This window comes from Neisseria sicca, from assembly GCF_003044565.1.
In the GTDB taxonomy this organism is placed as follows: domain Bacteria; phylum Pseudomonadota; class Gammaproteobacteria; order Burkholderiales; family Neisseriaceae; genus Neisseria; species Neisseria sicca_A.
Window position 1 is genome coordinate 212,467 of record NZ_POXG01000003.1, and the last position, 17,171, is coordinate 229,637.

The 17,171-nt window shown below is 47.5% G+C and carries 17 protein-coding genes and 1 tRNA gene; 15 read left to right on the forward strand and 3 right to left on the reverse strand.

Features of this window, described 5'->3' with window-relative positions; all coding sequences use genetic code 11:
* Positions 1 to 153: 153 nt before the first annotated feature.
* Positions 154 to 834, forward strand: a complete 681-nt coding sequence (locus DBZ16_RS08165) for a hypothetical protein (protein WP_107813616.1) — start codon at positions 154 to 156, stop codon at positions 832 to 834.
* A 208-nt stretch (positions 835 to 1,042) separates the two neighbouring features.
* On the opposite strand, the gene DBZ16_RS08170 is transcribed toward DBZ16_RS08165, so the two are convergent.
* Positions 1,043 to 1,118, reverse strand: a tRNA-Asn gene (locus DBZ16_RS08170).
* Positions 1,119 to 1,293: 175 nt separating this feature from the next.
* Positions 1,294 to 1,782, reverse strand: a complete 489-nt coding sequence (locus DBZ16_RS08175; RefSeq protein ID WP_107813617.1) for a NemA protein — start codon at positions 1,780 to 1,782, stop codon at positions 1,294 to 1,296.
* A 397-nt stretch (positions 1,783 to 2,179) separates the two neighbouring features.
* Between DBZ16_RS08175 and dapF the strand changes: the two genes are divergently transcribed.
* The 4 genes from dapF to DBZ16_RS08195 all read left to right on the forward strand — a co-directional run bounded on the left by dapF (position 2,180) and on the right by DBZ16_RS08195 (position 5,410).
* Complete coding sequence (dapF, locus tag DBZ16_RS08180; protein ID WP_107813618.1) at positions 2,180 to 3,031, forward strand: diaminopimelate epimerase; 852 nt, start codon at positions 2,180 to 2,182, stop codon at positions 3,029 to 3,031.
* The gene (locus DBZ16_RS08185) at positions 3,028 to 3,636 is read left to right on the forward strand and encodes a hypothetical protein (protein WP_107813619.1); all 609 of its coding nucleotides are present in this window, start codon (positions 3,028 to 3,030) and stop codon (positions 3,634 to 3,636) included. Before dapF ends, DBZ16_RS08185 begins: the two co-directional genes overlap by 4 nt.
* Positions 3,637 to 3,762: 126 nt before the next feature.
* Positions 3,763 to 4,695 (forward strand): cysteine synthase A, encoded by a 933-nt coding sequence (gene cysK / locus DBZ16_RS08190; protein WP_107813620.1) that lies wholly within the window; start codon positions 3,763 to 3,765, stop codon positions 4,693 to 4,695.
* Positions 4,696 to 4,897: 202 nt separating this feature from the next.
* Entirely contained in the window at positions 4,898 to 5,410 is a 513-nt protein-coding gene (locus DBZ16_RS08195) for a lipoprotein (RefSeq protein WP_070491548.1), read from the forward strand.
* A gap of 67 nt (positions 5,411 to 5,477) precedes the next feature.
* Here DBZ16_RS08195 and DBZ16_RS08200 read toward each other — a convergent pair whose 3' ends face one another.
* On the reverse strand, positions 5,478 to 5,876 hold the full coding sequence (locus tag DBZ16_RS08200; RefSeq protein ID WP_070539045.1) for a YkvA family protein: 399 nt from the start codon (positions 5,874 to 5,876) through the stop codon (positions 5,478 to 5,480).
* 295 nt (positions 5,877 to 6,171) lie between these two features.
* Here DBZ16_RS08200 and sodC point away from each other — a divergent pair, with 295 nt between their 5' ends.
* From sodC to DBZ16_RS08250, 10 genes are all read left to right on the forward strand, one after another.
* Positions 6,172 to 6,741, forward strand: coding sequence for a superoxide dismutase family protein (sodC, locus tag DBZ16_RS08205; protein WP_107813621.1), 570 nt, complete (start codon positions 6,172 to 6,174; stop codon positions 6,739 to 6,741).
* 654 nt (positions 6,742 to 7,395) lie between these two features.
* Positions 7,396 to 7,773: a succinate dehydrogenase, cytochrome b556 subunit gene (gene sdhC, locus DBZ16_RS08210; RefSeq protein WP_049228214.1), complete on the forward strand. Its 378-nt coding sequence runs from the start codon at positions 7,396 to 7,398 to the stop codon at positions 7,771 to 7,773.
* Positions 7,767 to 8,108, forward strand: coding sequence for a succinate dehydrogenase, hydrophobic membrane anchor protein (sdhD, locus tag DBZ16_RS08215; RefSeq protein WP_003741798.1), 342 nt, complete (start codon positions 7,767 to 7,769; stop codon positions 8,106 to 8,108). Before sdhC ends, sdhD begins: the two co-directional genes overlap by 7 nt.
* 2 nt (positions 8,109 to 8,110) lie before the next feature.
* On the forward strand, positions 8,111 to 9,874 hold the full coding sequence (gene sdhA / locus DBZ16_RS08220) for a succinate dehydrogenase flavoprotein subunit (protein WP_107813622.1): 1,764 nt from the start codon (positions 8,111 to 8,113) through the stop codon (positions 9,872 to 9,874).
* 124 nt (positions 9,875 to 9,998) lie between these two features.
* The gene (locus tag DBZ16_RS08225; RefSeq protein WP_002241462.1) at positions 9,999 to 10,706 is read left to right on the forward strand and encodes a succinate dehydrogenase iron-sulfur subunit; all 708 of its coding nucleotides are present in this window, start codon (positions 9,999 to 10,001) and stop codon (positions 10,704 to 10,706) included.
* A gap of 3 nt (positions 10,707 to 10,709) precedes the next feature.
* Positions 10,710 to 10,958 (forward strand): succinate dehydrogenase assembly factor 2, encoded by a 249-nt coding sequence (locus tag DBZ16_RS08230; protein ID WP_107813623.1) that lies wholly within the window; start codon positions 10,710 to 10,712, stop codon positions 10,956 to 10,958.
* 117 nt (positions 10,959 to 11,075) lie between these two features.
* A complete protein-coding gene (gene gltA, locus DBZ16_RS08235) occupies positions 11,076 to 12,359 on the forward strand; it encodes a citrate synthase (RefSeq protein ID WP_107813624.1) in 1,284 nt (427 codons plus the stop codon).
* A gap of 207 nt (positions 12,360 to 12,566) precedes the next feature.
* Positions 12,567 to 15,395 (forward strand): 2-oxoglutarate dehydrogenase E1 component, encoded by a 2,829-nt coding sequence (locus tag DBZ16_RS08240; RefSeq protein WP_107813625.1) that lies wholly within the window; start codon positions 12,567 to 12,569, stop codon positions 15,393 to 15,395.
* A gap of 112 nt (positions 15,396 to 15,507) precedes the next feature.
* Positions 15,508 to 16,689, forward strand: coding sequence for a 2-oxoglutarate dehydrogenase complex dihydrolipoyllysine-residue succinyltransferase (gene odhB / locus DBZ16_RS08245; protein WP_003755551.1), 1,182 nt, complete (start codon positions 15,508 to 15,510; stop codon positions 16,687 to 16,689).
* Positions 16,690 to 16,882: 193 nt separating this feature from the next.
* On the forward strand, positions 16,883 to 17,152 hold the full coding sequence (locus DBZ16_RS08250) for a hypothetical protein (protein ID WP_009312043.1): 270 nt from the start codon (positions 16,883 to 16,885) through the stop codon (positions 17,150 to 17,152).
* Positions 17,153 to 17,171 lie beyond the last annotated feature (19 nt).

Here is a 17,171-nt window from a genome sequence, read left to right on the forward strand (position 1 = left end):
GGTATCAGGTCAAATTTGCGTGCAAGGAAGTGCAGATGAATCGATGTGAATTGTATTGAGTTAGCGATATAAGGGATTTTTAAAAATGAATGAAAAAAGCAGAATGTCTGTTTTGCCAAATCAATATCTGGGAAAATTTACTTAGGATTTTCAATGATGAAATTTTATTATCTGACTATCAGTCACAACATCCTTTGCGGGGTTGGTTTTTACAACAATTATCTACTGCCGGAGGAGTTTCTCCCATCCTTTCAACTGAACGATTTTAAAGTCGAATATGGTTCTCTTCCTTGGTATGCTGGGATAACACGGAAGCGTAAAAAAATTATACTTCCTGATAATCTTATTTTGGTCTCTAATTTAAGGGAATATGACTATCCGGTACGTAGCTTATCTGAATACACTTATATCATTACTGAAGAATTTATGCGGTGTTTGGATGGAATGAAGACAAATATTTTACAAATAAAACCTGTAAAATATATGAACGGAAAAACAAGAAATATCATATCAAATCGAGCTTATTATGCGATGACAACAGATAAGTTAGAACTGGAAGATGTTGTAAACCTAAAAGAATGCGAATATGAGCAGGTTTATGGAGTTGATGAATTACTCAAAATGAGCATTTTGGAGAATTGTGATTACGATTTATTTGATATTAAACATGAGACTAAATGTTCTTTGATTGTTTCAGAAAAATTTCGACAAAAGGCGAATGATTTGAAATTGGAGTATTTGGAATTTCTGCCTGTTGGGTTGACTAAGTTAATTACAACCAAAGAATGGATGGCTACGGAGATAAATTCTTTGCCTAGATATACTCCTGTCTAATAAATTTTGTATGTATTATTTGATACACACAAAAGGCTGTAAAAAGGTCGTCTGAAACCAAATTTCTAGGTTTCAGACGACCTTTTGTGCAATTAATAGCGATTGTAGAAAACAGCTTGACCGATGGGAAAATGAATTGGCTCTGAAGAAGCTAAAGTAGAGTCGGCAAACAAAAAAGCCTGAACATTATGTTCAGGCTTTTAAAATTTGGCTCCCCGACCTGGGCTCGAACCAGGGACCTGCGGATTAACAGTCCGTCGCTCTACCGACTGAGCTATCGGGGAATAGAGGTGCATTATATCGTCTGAAAAAAAAGTGTCAATAATATTTTTTAGATGAAGGGTAGTAATGTTACAAATATTTGAATGTTAAAAGTATTTATTTTGTGAATAGTTGTGTCGGAAATCAATAGGTGCAAATGGCAGCAGGTGCGGTTGGTCTGTCAGGGTGCTATTTTGTCTAATATTTTGCACTGACAAGCTTGCCGTTGCGGAATTCTTGGTGTTGCATTACGGTGCCGTTATAGGCGTATGTGGTAAGTGAGCCGTTGCTTGGTGTGGCGTGGAATTGCATCAGTTGGTTGCGGCCTAAAATAAAGGGGTCTGTCCGCTTCCGGCTGTTGTCGCTGTAAAAATCTTGTACGGTATATTGATTGCCGCGTTTATTTTTCAGTTGACGGTAGTAACCGCCCTTGACGGCGCTATTGCTGGGATTGCCGTGTGTATCGAAATAAGTCACGATTTGTTCGTCAATAATATTGATGCCGCCTGTGTTGTTTGGGGCGGTTTTATTTTTGTCTAAGGCAATCGGTATGTTGACGGAAGTACCTAGTCCGACATGGCGCCCGATGCCTGTTCCTATGCCTAAACCGATGGACATGCCGGGTGTGCCGGCGGTGCAGGCGCAGAGTGTGGAAGAGAGAAGAATGAGGGGGATTGAGTGTTTCATGGCATTTCCTCGCTATGGGTAGGAGTGAAAATGAACCTGATTACAGGTGGTAACGGGAGGGTGTGGTTTTCGTCGGACAGGTTGCGGCTGGGGACTTTTCTTATTGAATTATATCGTTTTTATATAGTAAAGGACGTTAGTTTTGATAAAGGTGGAAGAAAGAGGAATTAAGGTTGTATGGATAATGAGGGCAGCGGTATGAAATCGGGAAAATCTGCGATATAGCATATATATAGTGTAGAATGCCGTTCAGACGACCCTTTAGACGGATTTTTTGTAATTTAAAGGGGCGTTTTCGGTAAAACTGACCTTACGATGATGGGGTAACGCTATCAAAGTTTGAGAAGATTTGGGTATTTGGTTGCTATTTGATCGATAACGAAGTTCTGGAAAAACAATGAAAACCTTGAAATTTACCAAAATGCACGGTTTGGGCAATGATTTTATGGTGGTAAACGGTATCGGGCAGGATTTTGATCCGCTGACTGCGCCGCTTGCCGAATGGTCCGACCGTTTTAGAGGGGTGGGCTTCGATCAGTTGCTGTTGGTGGAAAAGCCTTCTTCCGATGCGGTCGATTTCCGTTATCGTATATTTAATGCGGATGGCAGCGAGGTGGAGCAGTGTGGCAACGGTGCGCGCTGTTTTGCCCGATTTGTGGCGGATAAAGGTTTGACCGATAAAAAGGAAATTTTGGTTGAAACGGCTAAGGGCGTGATTATTCCCAAGCTGTTGGACAATGGTTTGGTTACCGTGAATATGGGCAAACCGCGCTTTACGTCGTCTGAAATCCCGTTTGTACCGGTTCCTGACGAAGCGGAAGATGCTTTGACGCATATGGTGATGGTCGGTTTGGAGACGGTACAGGTCAGTTGTGTGAATATGGGAAATCCTCATGCTGTGATTGTGGTCGAGGATGTACAGACTGCACCCGTGGCTCACTGGGGCGAAGCCATTGAGTCGCACGAACAGTTTCCGGAACGTGTCAACGTCGGCTTTATGCAGATTGTCGATAGGGAATCTATCCGCTTGCGCGTATTTGAACGCGGCGTGGGTGAAACTCAGGCTTGCGGTACGGGGGCTTGTGCGGCTGTGGTTGCGGGCGTTCGTTTGGGGCTGTTGGTAGAAGGCGTGCCTGTGAAGGTTTCGCTGCCGGGTGGGGATTTGTTTATTACTTGGTTGCATGGTGAGGACGTTTTGATGACTGGTCCTGTTCAAACGGTATTTGAAGGCGAGTTGCAGTATTCATGATTTGGACGAATTTGGATTTTCTCGCCGTTGTTGCTTATGGGCTGGTGTTTTTTGGATTGATTTTCCGCGCTGAAATGTTCCAGTGGTTTTGGGCTTCGGTTGTTTTGTGGCTGGGTGTGTCGATTTTGGGATCGCAGCTTTTGCCGGGAATGTGGGGGATTACCCATGTTGGTCCGTTGTTTGTCCCGCATTTTTATTTGACTTTTGCCAGCGTGTTTTTCTTTGCTTTTCATTGGAAAAAGCAGGCGGAGACTGATTTTTGGCAGGCGGATTTACGGCATCCGTTTTTGAGTGTGTTTGCTGTCAGCAATGTGTTGATGACTTTGGCTTTTGTGTCGATTATCGCTATATTGTATTTTATGCTGCCGGGCCGTTCTTTGGCTTTTACGTTACCTGCTTTGTTGAAATTGTACGCGCTCAAGCCTGTTTATTGGTTTATTTTGCAGTTTGTTATCATGACCGTTTTTTATCTGCACCGCAGAAGCATTGCCAAGCAGTCGCCGGCGGTGTTCAGTAAAGCGCAACTCAGGCTGGGCTGGCTGATGGCTTTGGTCATGCAGGTTTTGGTAACAGGAGCTTTGGTCGGAGAAATCGGGCTTCATTAAGAAAAAATTTTTGCGAATCAAGCAAAACAACCAAAAGTTATAAAGAAAGAAATATTCGATATTGGTTTTTCAGACGACCTGTCTTTAATATACAGGTTATATCACATCAAAAATCTGGAGTAGAAAATGAAGATTGCAAACAGCATCACCGAGCTGATCGGCAACACCCCGTTGGTCAAATTAAACCGCCTGACTGAAGGTTTGAAAGCCGAAATCGCTGTCAAACTGGAATTTTTCAATCCCGGCAGCAGCGTGAAAGACCGCATTGCCGAAGCGATGATTGATGCTGCTGAGAAGGCAGGCAAAATCGGTAAAGATACCGTGATTGTAGAAGCGACCAGCGGCAATACGGGCATCGGTTTGGCAATGGTGTGCGCGGCACGCGGCTATAAGCTGGCGATTACCATGCCTGAAAGCATGAGTAAAGAACGCAAAATGCTGCTGCGTGCGTTCGGTGCGGAATTGATTTTGACTCCAGCATCCGAAGGTATGGCTGGTGCAATTGCAAAAGCCCAAGCCTTGGTGGACGAGCATCCTGAAACTTATTTCATGCCGCGTCAATTTGATAACGAGGCGAATCCTGAAGTACACCGTAAAACAACCGCCGAAGAAATTTGGCGCGATACGGATGGTAAAGTCGATATTTTTGTAGCAGGTGTCGGCACAGGCGGTACGGTTACCGGCGTGGGCGAAGTGTTGAAAAAACACAAACCCGAAGTCAAAGTTGTCGCCGTCGAGCCTGAAGCTTCTCCTGTGTTGAGCGGTGGTGAAAAAGGTCCGCACCCGATTCAAGGCATTGGTGCTGGCTTCATTCCTACCGTATTGAATACCAAAGTGTATGACAGCATTTCCCAAGTCCCGAACGAAGCGGCATTTGAAACTGCCCGCGCGATGGCGGAGAAAGAAGGTATTTTGGTCGGTATTTCTTCCGGCGCAGCAGTATGGAGTGCGTTGCAGCTCGCCAAACAGCCTGAAAACGAAGGCAAACTGATTGTCGTGCTGCTGCCTTCTTATGGCGAACGCTATCTTTCTACGCCTCTGTTTGCCGATTTGGCATAATAGAGTTGAGAGAAAATAAGTGATAAAAAAGACCGCTTTTGCGGTCTTTTTTCGTGGTTTCGTGCTTTGGTGTGGTACAAAAATGAATTTAAGTCGTCATATCGTGTAAAGATTGGAATGTAAGACGAAAGTTGTTGTAATTCAGTCAACAGAAAAAGTCAGATTGATATAGAATTTGGTTATCTGGATAATCCTGATTATAATGGTAGACATGAAAAAATATATCCCCATCTTATTTGCGTTGGCGGCACTTGCCGGTTGTGAGACCATTTATGTCCCAAGCTTGCAAGAAGTGCCTGTCCGTCCGACTAATGTTAAGCCTAACGTTAAAGCGACTAAGGCTGAAAAACCTGCAGCGTTCAGTTTGGCTTCTTCGCATTGGAGTGATGTTTCAAAAATCCGCGATGAGGCAACGCGTCTGAGCTATCAGGTCAGCCAAGGAAAAATGACCAAAGTTCAAGCTGCGCAATATCTGAACAAGTTCCGCATTCAGCTTGTCGGTCGCAATGTCGTGGATGACAGCGTATATGAGGTTTATCTGCGTTCTGCCGTTGACAGTCAACGAGGCGAAATCAATACCGAACAATCCAAGCTGTATATCCAAAATGCTTTGCGCGGATGGCAGCAACGTTGGAAAAATATGGGCAACAAACCTTCTAATCCGGCGTTTACCAACTTCCTGATGGAAGTCATGAACATGACTCCGTTGAAATAAGTTTCGCATTTCAAACAAAAGGTCGTCTGAAAATTTTCAGACGACCTTTTGTTTTGGATGTGGATCTTTATGATGTCTTACGCAGCAGCTTTTCGGTTGCGACTCTTGCACGTTCTTTAATGTCTTCGGTCAGGTAGGTTTTCATCTGGCTGTACACCAAAGTAATGACGGCAATGTCGTCACTGAATCCCAAAGGACCCAGCAAATCGGGGATGCTGTCGATAGGGCTGAGGAAGTAAACCAATGCACCGACAATAATCATCTTGGCGCGTCTGGGCGTGTGCGGGGAGTCCCAAAGATAATACAGCGCATACAACTGACGGACGATGGGTTCGCCTAATCGACCTGCAAAACGGGCGAGTTTGTTGAGAAAGCCCGTTTTGTCCAAATTGCGCCTTCTGAATTTTGGGATAAAGTTTTCCGGATCGGAAGACTGGGTGTATTGTTTTTCCTCTGAGTGTTTCATAACAAGCCTCGCAGTAATTGAGTGGAAAGGGTTTGCCGTAATGCGGGCACAGTATAAAGCGGAGTAAGGCAAAGAAATGTCAGTTTTGCCTAAACGAGGCAAAAATTATGGTTGACTACTTCTTTATCGTAGCTGTTTCATATTATAAATAAATATTATTTCGATTAATGGAAAAGATAGAAAAATCAAATGGCTTTGATAGCTAATAACATCTTAAAAATACTCGATTTACTCCCCATTTTGTTTAGAATACAAAGGGGCTTTGATATAAATTTGACATAAAAAGGAGATATAAATGAAATTTAAAACACTCGTAGCTGTTGGTATCAGTGCAATCTGTGCTGCGGGAGTGGTCAATGCGCATGAACACAAACATGACCACATGACACCTGCCGGTGCTTCCATTGCAGTGAAAGTACAACAACTTGATCCGGTTAATGGTAATAAAGATGTAGGCACTGTAACGATTACCGAATCCAAGTACGGCTTGGTCTTTACACCAAACTTGAGCGGATTAGAAGCTGGACTGCATGGCTTTCACATTCATCAAAACCCAAGCTGTGAGCCGAAGGAAAAAGACGGTAAACTGACTGCAGGCTTGGGCGCCGGCGGTCACTGGGATCCGAAAGAAACCAAAAAACATGGCTTCCCATGGCAAGATGATGCGCATTTAGGCGATTTGCCTGCATTGACCGTATTGCACGACGGCACAGCCACCAATCCGGTTCTTGCGCCACGCATCAAACGCCTTGATGAAGTTCGTGGTCATTCCATCATGATCCATGTTGGTGGCGACAATCACTCCGATCACCCAGCCCCACTTGGTGGTGGCGGTGCACGTATGGCGTGTGGTGTGATTAAATAAGTTGATTGTTGTAAGCAAAAAGTGCGGTTAAAAATGTTGAGAATTTTAACCGCACTTTTATTTGCAATGAGATCTACTTCAGCACTTCAGCTGTGTCATTTAATTTATGAATAGCGTCAATCAGCTGTTTGTCTGAAGCCCGTATCATTCCGCTATGGTTGCAGCGCTGTCTTTTTGAAGGCATTAGTAGAAATCACACCATCGATATGACGTATGACGCAAATCTTTATTCACTAAAATATTGCAGTTTTGTAATAGAAAAATAAGAGCGTCGTCTGAAAAGTTGCCTGTTGAAATTTTGTTTTGAATGCAACGTTTTATCCCATAAGGTTATGGTTGTTTTGCTTGTGGATGCGTTGGTAAATGATATTAATTCATATTTTTATCACAAGAAACAAGATATTAATACTATTTTGATGGTGTGAGATTGTGCGAAACTGATTAAGCGGTAGTGGAAAAAATGTTGGTTTAAGTATTAATAGAGATGTTTATTGTTATTGGTACAGTTTATGATGTTTTTTGGTAAAATTTATTAGATTGTTTATAAATTAGACTGTTCAAAATCGGATAAAACAGGTAAATTATAGTTTATGTAACTCGATGTAATTTGAGTTATTGGTTTTGAGCTGATAAAAAAATACAGAGGAACTGGCTATGTCCGTCAAACCGCGTCCTGTCTTTTTGGAGATTCCCAATATTCGCTTGCCGATACCGGGAATTGTCTCCATCTTGCACCGCATTAGTGGGGTAGCATTATTTGTGATGCTTCCCATTTTGCTGTATCTCCTGTCCGGTACGTTGAGCCGCGAGTCGGCGTTTGAAACTTACCGTGCCATCGTTTCCAATCCTTTGGTCAAGTTGATTTTAATCGGCGTGTTATGGGCTTATCTGCACCATCTGCTCGCCGGTGTCCGTTTTTTACTTTTGGATGCACACAAAGGCCTTGAGCTGAATACTGCGCGCAATACCGCCAAATTGGTGTTTGCTGCTGCTCTGGTGTTGACCGTCGTTTTGGGAGCGTTGTTATGGTAGAACGTAAATTGACCGGTGCCCATTACGGTTTGCGCGATTGGGCGATGCAACGTGCAACTGCGGTTATCATGTTGATCTATACCGTTGCACTTTTAGTGATTCTGTTTACCCTGCCTAAAGAATATTCGGCATGGCAGGCATTTTTCGATCAAGTTTGGGTGAAAGTGTTCACTCAGGTCAGCTTTATCGCTGTATTTTTGCACGCTTGGGTGGGTATCCGCGATTTGTGGATGGACTATATCAAACCCTTCGGCGTGCGTTTGTTTTTGCAGGTTGCCACCATCGTTTGGTTGGTCGGCTGCTTGGTGTATTCAGTTAAAGTAATTTGGGGGTAAGTATGGGTTTTCCTGTTCGCAAGTTTGATGCCGTGATTGTCGGCGGTGGTGGTGCAGGTTTACGCGCAGCCCTCCAATTATCCAAATCCGGTCTGAATTGTGCCGTTTTGTCTAAAGTGTTCCCGACCCGTTCGCATACCGTAGCGGCGCAGGGCGGTATTTCCGCTTCGTTGGGTAATGTGCAGGAGGATCGTTGGGACTGGCACATGTACGATACCGTGAAAGGTTCTGACTGGTTGGGCGACCAAGACGCGATTGAGTTTATGTGTCGCGCCGCGCCTGAGGCGGTGATTGAGTTGGAACATATGGGTATGCCTTTTGACCGCGTGGAAAGCGGGAAAATTTATCAGCGTCCTTTCGGCGGTCATACTGCCGAACACGGTAAACGCGCAGTAGAACGTGCCTGCGCGGTTGCTGACCGTACCGGTCATGCGATGCTGCATACCCTGTATCAACAAAACGTCCGTGCCAATACGCAATTCTTTGTGGAATGGACGGCGCAAGATTTGATTCGTGATGAAAACGGCGATGTCGTCGGTGTTACCGCCATGGAAATGGAAACTGGCGAAGTTTATATTTTCCACGCTAAAGCTGTAATGTTTGCTACCGGCGGTGGCGGTCGTATTTATGCGTCTTCCACCAATGCCTATATGAATACTGGCGACGGTTTGGGTATTTGCGCGCGTGCGGGTATCCCGTTGGAAGATATGGAGTTCTGGCAATTCCACCCGACCGGTGTGGCAGGTGCAGGCGTGTTGATTACCGAAGGCGTACGCGGTGAGGGTGGTATTCTGTTGAATGCCGATGGTGAGCGCTTTATGGAACGCTATGCACCGACCGTAAAAGACTTGGCTTCGCGCGACGTGGTTTCCCGCGCAATGGCGATGGAAATCTACGAAGGTCGCGGCTGCGGTAAAAACAAAGACCATGTTTTGCTGAAAATCGACCATATCGGTGCCGAAAAAATTATGGAAAAACTGCCGGGCATCCGCGAGATTTCCATTCAGTTTGCCGGTATCGACCCGATTAAAGACCCGATTCCCGTTGTGCCGACTACCCACTACATGATGGGCGGTATTCCGACCAACTATCACGGCGAAGTCGTTGTGCCACAAGGCGACGAATATGAAGTGCCAGTGAAAGGTTTGTATGCTGCTGGCGAGTGCGCTTGTGCTTCCGTACACGGTGCGAACCGCTTGGGTACCAACTCCCTGCTGGACTTGGTGGTGTTTGGTAAAGCTGCTGGCGACAGTATGATTAAATTCATCAAAGAACAAAGCGATTGGAAACCTTTGCCTGCCGATGCGGGCGAGCTGACCCGCCAACGTATTGAACGCTTGGATAACCAAACCGGCGGCGAAAACGTTGATGCGCTGCGTCGCGAACTGCAACGCTCCGTACAACTGCACGCCGGTGTGTTCCGTACCGATGAGATTCTGAGCAAAGGCGTTCAAGAAATCATGGCGATTGCCGAGCGCGTGAAACGCACCGAAATCAAAGACAAGAGCAAAGTGTGGAATACTGCGCGTATCGAAGCTTTGGAATTGGATAATCTGATTGAAGTAGCAAAAGCGACTTTGGTGTCTGCCGAAGCGCGTAAAGAATCACGCGGCGCACACGCTTCAGACGACCATCCTGAGCGCGATGACGAAAACTGGATGAAACATACGCTGTATCATTCAGATACCAATACCTTGTCCTACAAACCGGTACACACCAAGCCTTTGAGCGTGGCATACATCGAACCGGCCAAGCGCGTTTACTGATGCGTTTTCAGACGACCTCTGTATCACAAGGGGTCGTCTGAAAATCAAATACACCACCACACTGAACAGCCTGAACCCATAACATATAACCATCAGGCGGTTTATGAGAAAAGGAACACTTCTCATGGAAAAAATGAGTTTTGAAATTTACCGTTACAATCCGGACGTTGATGCCAAGCCTTATATGCAGCGTTACGAGTTGGAACTGGAGCCGACCGACGTGAAACTTCTGGATGCGTTGGTACGCCTGAAAGCACAAGACGACACCTTGTCTTTCCGTCGCTCTTGCCGCGAAGGTATTTGCGGTTCTGACGGTATGAACATCAACGGCAAAAACGGCTTGGCGTGTTTGACTGATTTACGCGGCTTGAAACAGCCCGTAAAAATCCGTCCGCTGCCCGGTCTGCCTGTCATCCGCGACCTGATTGTGGACATGACCCAGTTCTTCAAGCAATATCACTCTATCAAACCTTACGTCGTCAATGATAATCCTATCGATGCAGACAAAGAGCGCCTGCAAACTCAGGAAGAGCGCAAAGAGTTGGACGGTTTGTACGAATGTATTTTGTGCGCCTGCTGTTCGACTGCCTGTCCTTCGTTCTGGTGGAATCCCGACAAATTCGTCGGTCCGTCCGGTTTGCTGAACGCCTACCGCTTCATTGCTGACAGCCGCGATACCATCACCAACGAGCGTTTGGACAATTTGAACGATCCGTATCGTCTGTTCCGCTGCCATACCATCATGAACTGCGTGGACGTTTGCCCGAAACACTTGAATCCGACCCGTGCCATCGGTAAGATTAAAGAAATTATGTTGAAACGAGCCGTTTAAGAAATGATGGTTTTTGACGATATTGCCAAACGGAAAATCCGTTTTCAAACCCGCCGGGGATTATTGGAGTTAGATTTGATTTTCGGCAGGTTTATGGAAAAAGAATTCGAGCAATTAAGCGATAAAGAGCTTTCCGAGTTTTCCGAAATCCTTGAGTTTCAAGATCAAGAACTTCTTGCTCTGATCAACGGACATTCGGCGACAGACAAGGAATACCTTATCCCCATGCTTGAAAAAATCAGACGAGCTTGACGTATTGGAAATCCGCCTATTTATCGGCGGATTTCTAGGATACGGAGGTCGTCTGAAAACAAAGACCGTGCTGCATAGGCAGTAACGAAAGCCCCAACTTACAAAGGAGCGATAAATATGTCCAAATCAATTAAACTCAACGTACCTAATCAAGAGGATTTAGAACTGCCCGTATTGGAAGCGAGCATCGGTCATGACGTGGTCGATATCCGCGCCCTGACTAAAAGCACAGGCTTATTCTCATTCGACCCCGGCTTCGTTTCAACAGCAAGCTGCGAGTCTAAAATCACTTATATCGACGGTGACGAAGGTTTGCTGTATTACCGTGGTTATCCTATTGAACAGCTTGCCGAAAAATCAGATTATTTGGAAGTCTGCTACCTGTTGATTTACGGCGAATTGCCGACACCTGAACAAAAGGCAGAATTTGACAATACCGTCCGCAGTCATACGATGTTGCATGAACAACTGACTTGGTTCTTCCGCGGTTTCCGTCGCGACGCACATCCGATGGCGATGATGGTCGGTGTGGTCGGTGCATTGTCTGCGTTCTATCAAGACAGTTTGGATATTACCAATCCCGAACACCGCAAAATCGCGATTTACCGTCTGATTTCCAAAATTCCGACGATTGCGGCAATGTGTTACCGTTATTCCAACGGTCTGCCGTTCAATTATCCAAAAAACAATCTCTCTTATTCCGAAAACTTCCTTCATATGATGTTTGCGACACCATGTGAAGACTACAAACCCAATCCTGTTTTGGCGCGTGCGCTTGACCGTATCTTTATCCTTCATGCGGACCACGAGCAAAACGCTTCAACTTCGACCGTCCGTCTGGCAGGCTCTTCAGGCGCGAACCCGTTTGCCTGTATCGCTGCCGGTATCGCCTGTCTGTGGGGTGCGTCTCACGGCGGTGCGAACGAAGCCGTCTTGAAAATGTTGGACGAAATCGGCGACGTATCCCGTGTTGCCGAATACATGGAAGGCGTGAAACAGCGTAAATACCGTCTGATGGGCTTTGGCCACCGCGTGTACCGCAACATGGATCCACGCGCCAGCATCATGCGTGAAACCTGCCATGAAGTTCTCAAAGAATTGGGCTTGGAAGACAGTCCGAAATTCAAACTGGCGATGGAATTGGAACAAATCGCCCTGAAAGATCCGTTCTTCGTTGAGCGCAAACTGTACCCTAACGTCGACTTCTACTCAGGCATCGTTCTGTCCGCGTTGGGTATCCCGACCGAAATGTTTACCGTCATCTTCGCTCTGTCGCGCAGCGTAGGCTGGATTTCGCACTGGCATGAAATGATTAGCGATCCTTCGCTGAAAATCGGTCGTCCGCGCCAACTTTATACCGGTGCAGTACGTCGCGATTATGTACCGGCGGATAAACGCTGATAATCGGTATATTAATATGTTGTCGGAGTTTTATTTGAGAAAGCCGAATAGCTTTTTTAAATGAGTTTGTCCGCAATAAACGAAACAGATACAAGTAATTTGGCTGGAAATAGGGTAGAATGAAGTGTCATTTCAAACGGCATGGATTCCGTTGAAACACATGGAATTCTACCCTTTGTTTATATTTTAAAGAAAAGAGCTCGTGTCATGATGGATGAAAAACTCAATTTTTCTTATCTGTTCGGTTCAAATGCTCCCTACATCGAAGAGTTGTATGAGAATTTCTTGGAAAACCCAAGTTCTGTCGATGAGAAATGGAAGCAATATTTCACCGACTTAAGCAAGCAGCCCGGTGCGGCAGATGTTGATGTTGCCCATGCTCCGATTCGTGAATCCTTCGCTAATTTGGCAAAAACCAAATCGACAGCGGCTATTGCCGGCGGTATGGATGAAGCCATGATGAAGAAACAGGTCGGCGTACTGCGGTTGATTTCTGCTTACCGTATTCAAGGTGTGGGTGCTGCCCAGCTTGACCCGCTCAAACGTATCCCGCCACGCAACATTGAAGCCCTCGATCCCAAATTCCACGGACTGAATGATGCCGATATGGCGGTTCAGTTCAATATGGGCGAGGGCGATTTTTCCGGCCAAAGCAAGCTGCCTCTGTCCCAAATCATCAGCAACCTCAAACAAACCTACTGTGGTCACCTCGCATTGGAATACATCTACATTCCCAATACAGAAGAACGCCGCTGGTTGCGCAATTATTTTGAGGATGTGCTGTCCACCCCGAGTTACAGTGCCGAACAGAAACGCCGCATCCTGAAAGAAATGACCGCTGCCGAGACTTTGGAGCGTTATCTGCATACCAAATATGTCGGTCAGAAACGCTTCGGCGTAGAAGGCGGCGAGAGCGTGATTGCCGGTCTGAATTACCTGATTCAAAACGCAGGTAAAGACGGTGTCGAAGAAGTCATCATCGGTATGGCACACCGAGGTCGTCTGAATGTCTTGGTCAACATCTTGGGAAAGAAACCGGGCGATTTGTTTGCCGAATTTGAAGGTCGCGCCGAAATCAAGCTGCCTAGCGGCGACGTGAAATACCACATGGGTTTCAGCTCCGACATCGCTACGCCGAATGGTCCAATGCACGTTTCTTTGGCGTTTAACCCGTCGCACTTGGAAATCGTCAATCCTGTCGTTGAAGGTTCTGCACGCGCCAAACAAAAACGTCTGGGCGAAAACGGCCGCGACAAAGTATTGCCCGTATTGATTCACGGCGACTCTGCATTTGTCGGCTTGGGCGTCAACCAAGCGACGTTCAATCTGTCCAAAACGCGCGGCTATACCACCGGCGGTACGGTCCACATTGTCATCAACAACCAAATCGGCTTCACCACTTCCGATACCCGCGACACCCGTTCGACCGTGCATTGTACCGACGTAGCGAAAATGGTTTCCGCCCCGGTCATCCACGTCAACGGCGACGATCCGGAACGCGTTTGCTTCGCCATCCAAGCCGCTTTGGACTACCGTAAAAAATTCAACAAAGACATCGTGATCGATGTCGTCTGCTACCGCAAATGGGGTCATAACGAGGGCGACGATCCGACCCTGACCCAGCCGATGATGTACAAAAAAGTATCGCAACACCCCGGTGCGCGTGCTTTGTACACCGAGCAACTGATTGCAGAAGGCGTGGTGACGCAGGCAGAAGCCGACGGCTATATCCAAGCCTACCGCGATGCTTTGGATAAAGGCGAACATGTCGAACAAACGACGTTGAGCAATTTCCAACGCACGCAAATCGACTGGAGCAAATACCAAGGCAAAGACTGGCGTGAAGATGTGGAAACCGGCCTGCCCGCTGCCGACATCGAGCGTCTTGCCGAGAAATTTACCGCAGTCCCCGAAGGCTTTGCACTACATCCGACTGCCAAACGCGTGCTCGAAGCGCGCAAAGGCATGGCTGCGGGCAGTCAGCCGATTGACTGGGGTATGGCGGAAACACTCGCATACGCCAACTTGGTGACCAAAGGTCACGGCGTGCGTATTTCCGGCGAAGACTCCGGACGCGGTACATTCTCACACCGTCATGCCGTATTGCATGATCAAAACCGCGAAAAATGGGATGACGGCACTTATGTACCGCTGCGCCATATGGGCGAAGGTGCAGGCGAATTCCTCGTTATCGACTCCATCTTGAATGAAGAAGCGGTCATGGCTTATGAATATGGCTTTGCCTGCTCCGCACCTGACAAACTGACCATTTGGGAAGCGCAGTTCGGCGATTTTGCCAACGGCGCGCAAGTAACCATCGACCAATTCCTGTCGTCCGGCGAAACCAAGTGGGGCCGTCTCTGCGGTCTGACCACCATCCTGCCGCACGGCTATGACGGACAAGGTCCGGAACACTCATCCGGCCGTGTAGAACGCTGGTTGCAGCTTTGCTCCGAAAACAATATGCAAATCATCATGCCGTCCGAAGCGTCGCAAATGTTCCACCTGCTGCAACGCCAAGTCTTGAGTTCGTACCGCAAACCATTGGTGATTTTTATGTCCAAACGCCTGTTGCGTTTCAAAGGCGCGATGAGTTCGCTGGAAAACTTCACCGAAGGTTCGCGCTTCCGTCCTGTCATCGGCGATACCGCCGAGCGTGGCAATAATGAAAGTGTGAAACGCGTGATTCTGTGTGCCGGACAGGTTTACTACGATTTGGAAGCAGGCCGCGCCGAGCGCAAACTGGAAAACGATGTCGCCATCGTCCGCGTCGAGCAGCTTTATCCGTTCCCATACGACGAGTTGCGTGCAGAACTGGCGAAATATCCGAACGCGAAATCCGTGGTTTGGGCGCAGGAAGAGCCAAAAAACCAAGGCGCGTTCTACCAAATCCGCCACCGCTTGGAAGACGTTATCAGCGAAAGCCAAAAATTGTCTTATGCCGGTCGTCCGAGCAGCGCATCGCCAGCCGTCGGCTATATGAGCAAACACGTTGCCCAGCTGAAACAACTGGTTGAAGACGCAATGACGCTATAACGCAATACGGTGTGGCGTTCCGAATGAAACACTTCAGACGGAACGCCCGCCAAACAAAAGAGATAACACACAACAGGTCGTCTGAAAACCGACGACCATCCGGAGACACAAAATGATTATTGACGTAAAAGTACCCATGCTGTCCGAAAGCGTATCCGAAGGCACGCTCTTGGAATGGAAGAAAAAAGTCGGCGAAGCCGTAGCGCGCGACGAAATCCTGATCGACATCGAAACCGACAAAGTGGTTTTGGAAGTACCTTCCCCACAAGCCGGCGTATTGGTTGAAATCATTGCCCAAAACGGCGAAACCGTTGCCGCCGAACAAGTGTTGGCGCGTATCGATACTGCTGCAACTGCTTCCACTTCTGCTGAAGCCCCAGCCGCCGCTCCTGCACCTGAAGCCGCTCCCGCTGCTGCGCAAACCAATGCTGCCATGCCTGCCGCTGCGAAGCTGGCAGCCGAAACCGGCGTGGATGTGAACGCGCTGCAAGGTTCCGGCCGTGACGGTCGCGTCTTGAAAGAAGACGTGCAAAACGCCGCCGCCAAACCTGCCGCTGCACCCGCTGCCGCGCCAGCACCTGTTCCAGCGGGTGCGCGTCCGGAACAACGCGTTCCGATGAGCCGCCTGCGCGCCCGTGTTGCCGAGCGTCTCTTGGCTTCGCAACAGGAAAACGCGATTCTGACTACGTTCAACGAAGTCAACATGAAACCTATCATGGACTTGCGTGCGAAATACAAAGAAAAATTCGAGAAAGAACACGGTACCAAACTTGGCTTCATGTCTTTCTTCGTCAAAGCAGCTGTTGCAGCGCTGAAAAAATATCCGGTGGTCAATGCCTCCGTTGACGGCAACGACATCGTTTATCACGGTTACTTCGACATCGGTATTGCCATCGGCAGTCCGCGCGGTCTGGTCGTTCCGATTCTGCGTGATGCCGACCAAATGAGCATTGCCGACATCGAACAAGCCATCGTCGATTACGCCAAAAAAGCTAAAGACGGCAAAATCGCGCTGGAAGATTTGACCGGCGGTACGTTCAGCATCACCAACGGCGGTACGTTCGGTTCTATGATGTCCACCCCGATTATCAATCCGCCGCAATCCGCCATTTTGGGTATGCACGCGACCAAAGAACGCGCAGTCGTGGAAAACGGTCAAGTCGTTGTCCGCCCGATGATGTATCTGGCACTCTCTTACGACCACCGCATCATCGACGGCCGCGAAGCCGTGTTGACTTTGGTTGCCATCAAAGACGCGCTGGAAGATCCGGCACGCCTGTTGTTGGATCTGTAAACGCTGTCAAAGGGATATAAAGCGGATAAAAACAGAGCAGTTTGAAATCGGGCTGCTCACTGGTTTTCAGACGACCTTGAAATGAAAAAAGGTCGTCTGAAAACAGCGGGATGTTTGAAATCTAAGGGAGAAAGTTTGTTGCTGCCATTTTTCGTGCAGAAGCAAACGCTTGAAAATCCATAGGAGCGTATCCATGAAACCCATCTCCCTGTTTCCGCTTTTGGCTGTCGTTTCCCTGCTTGGCGCGTGTGCCGCATTCGAAGGCAAGGAATATTCCGTCAACGCTTATGATGCGCGCGGCAGAATGTTGAACAAGCGTTTTGAAATGGACAGCAACAAAGCAGGCATTCCCGTCGCCCGCAGCGTTTTGTGCAAACGTTATCCGCACGCTACCGTGCGCGTTTACAACAATTTTACCGGACAGGAAGTCAGGGAATACAGTCCGCATTCCTGCCGCCGCTGATGCGTCAGAACCAATCGGG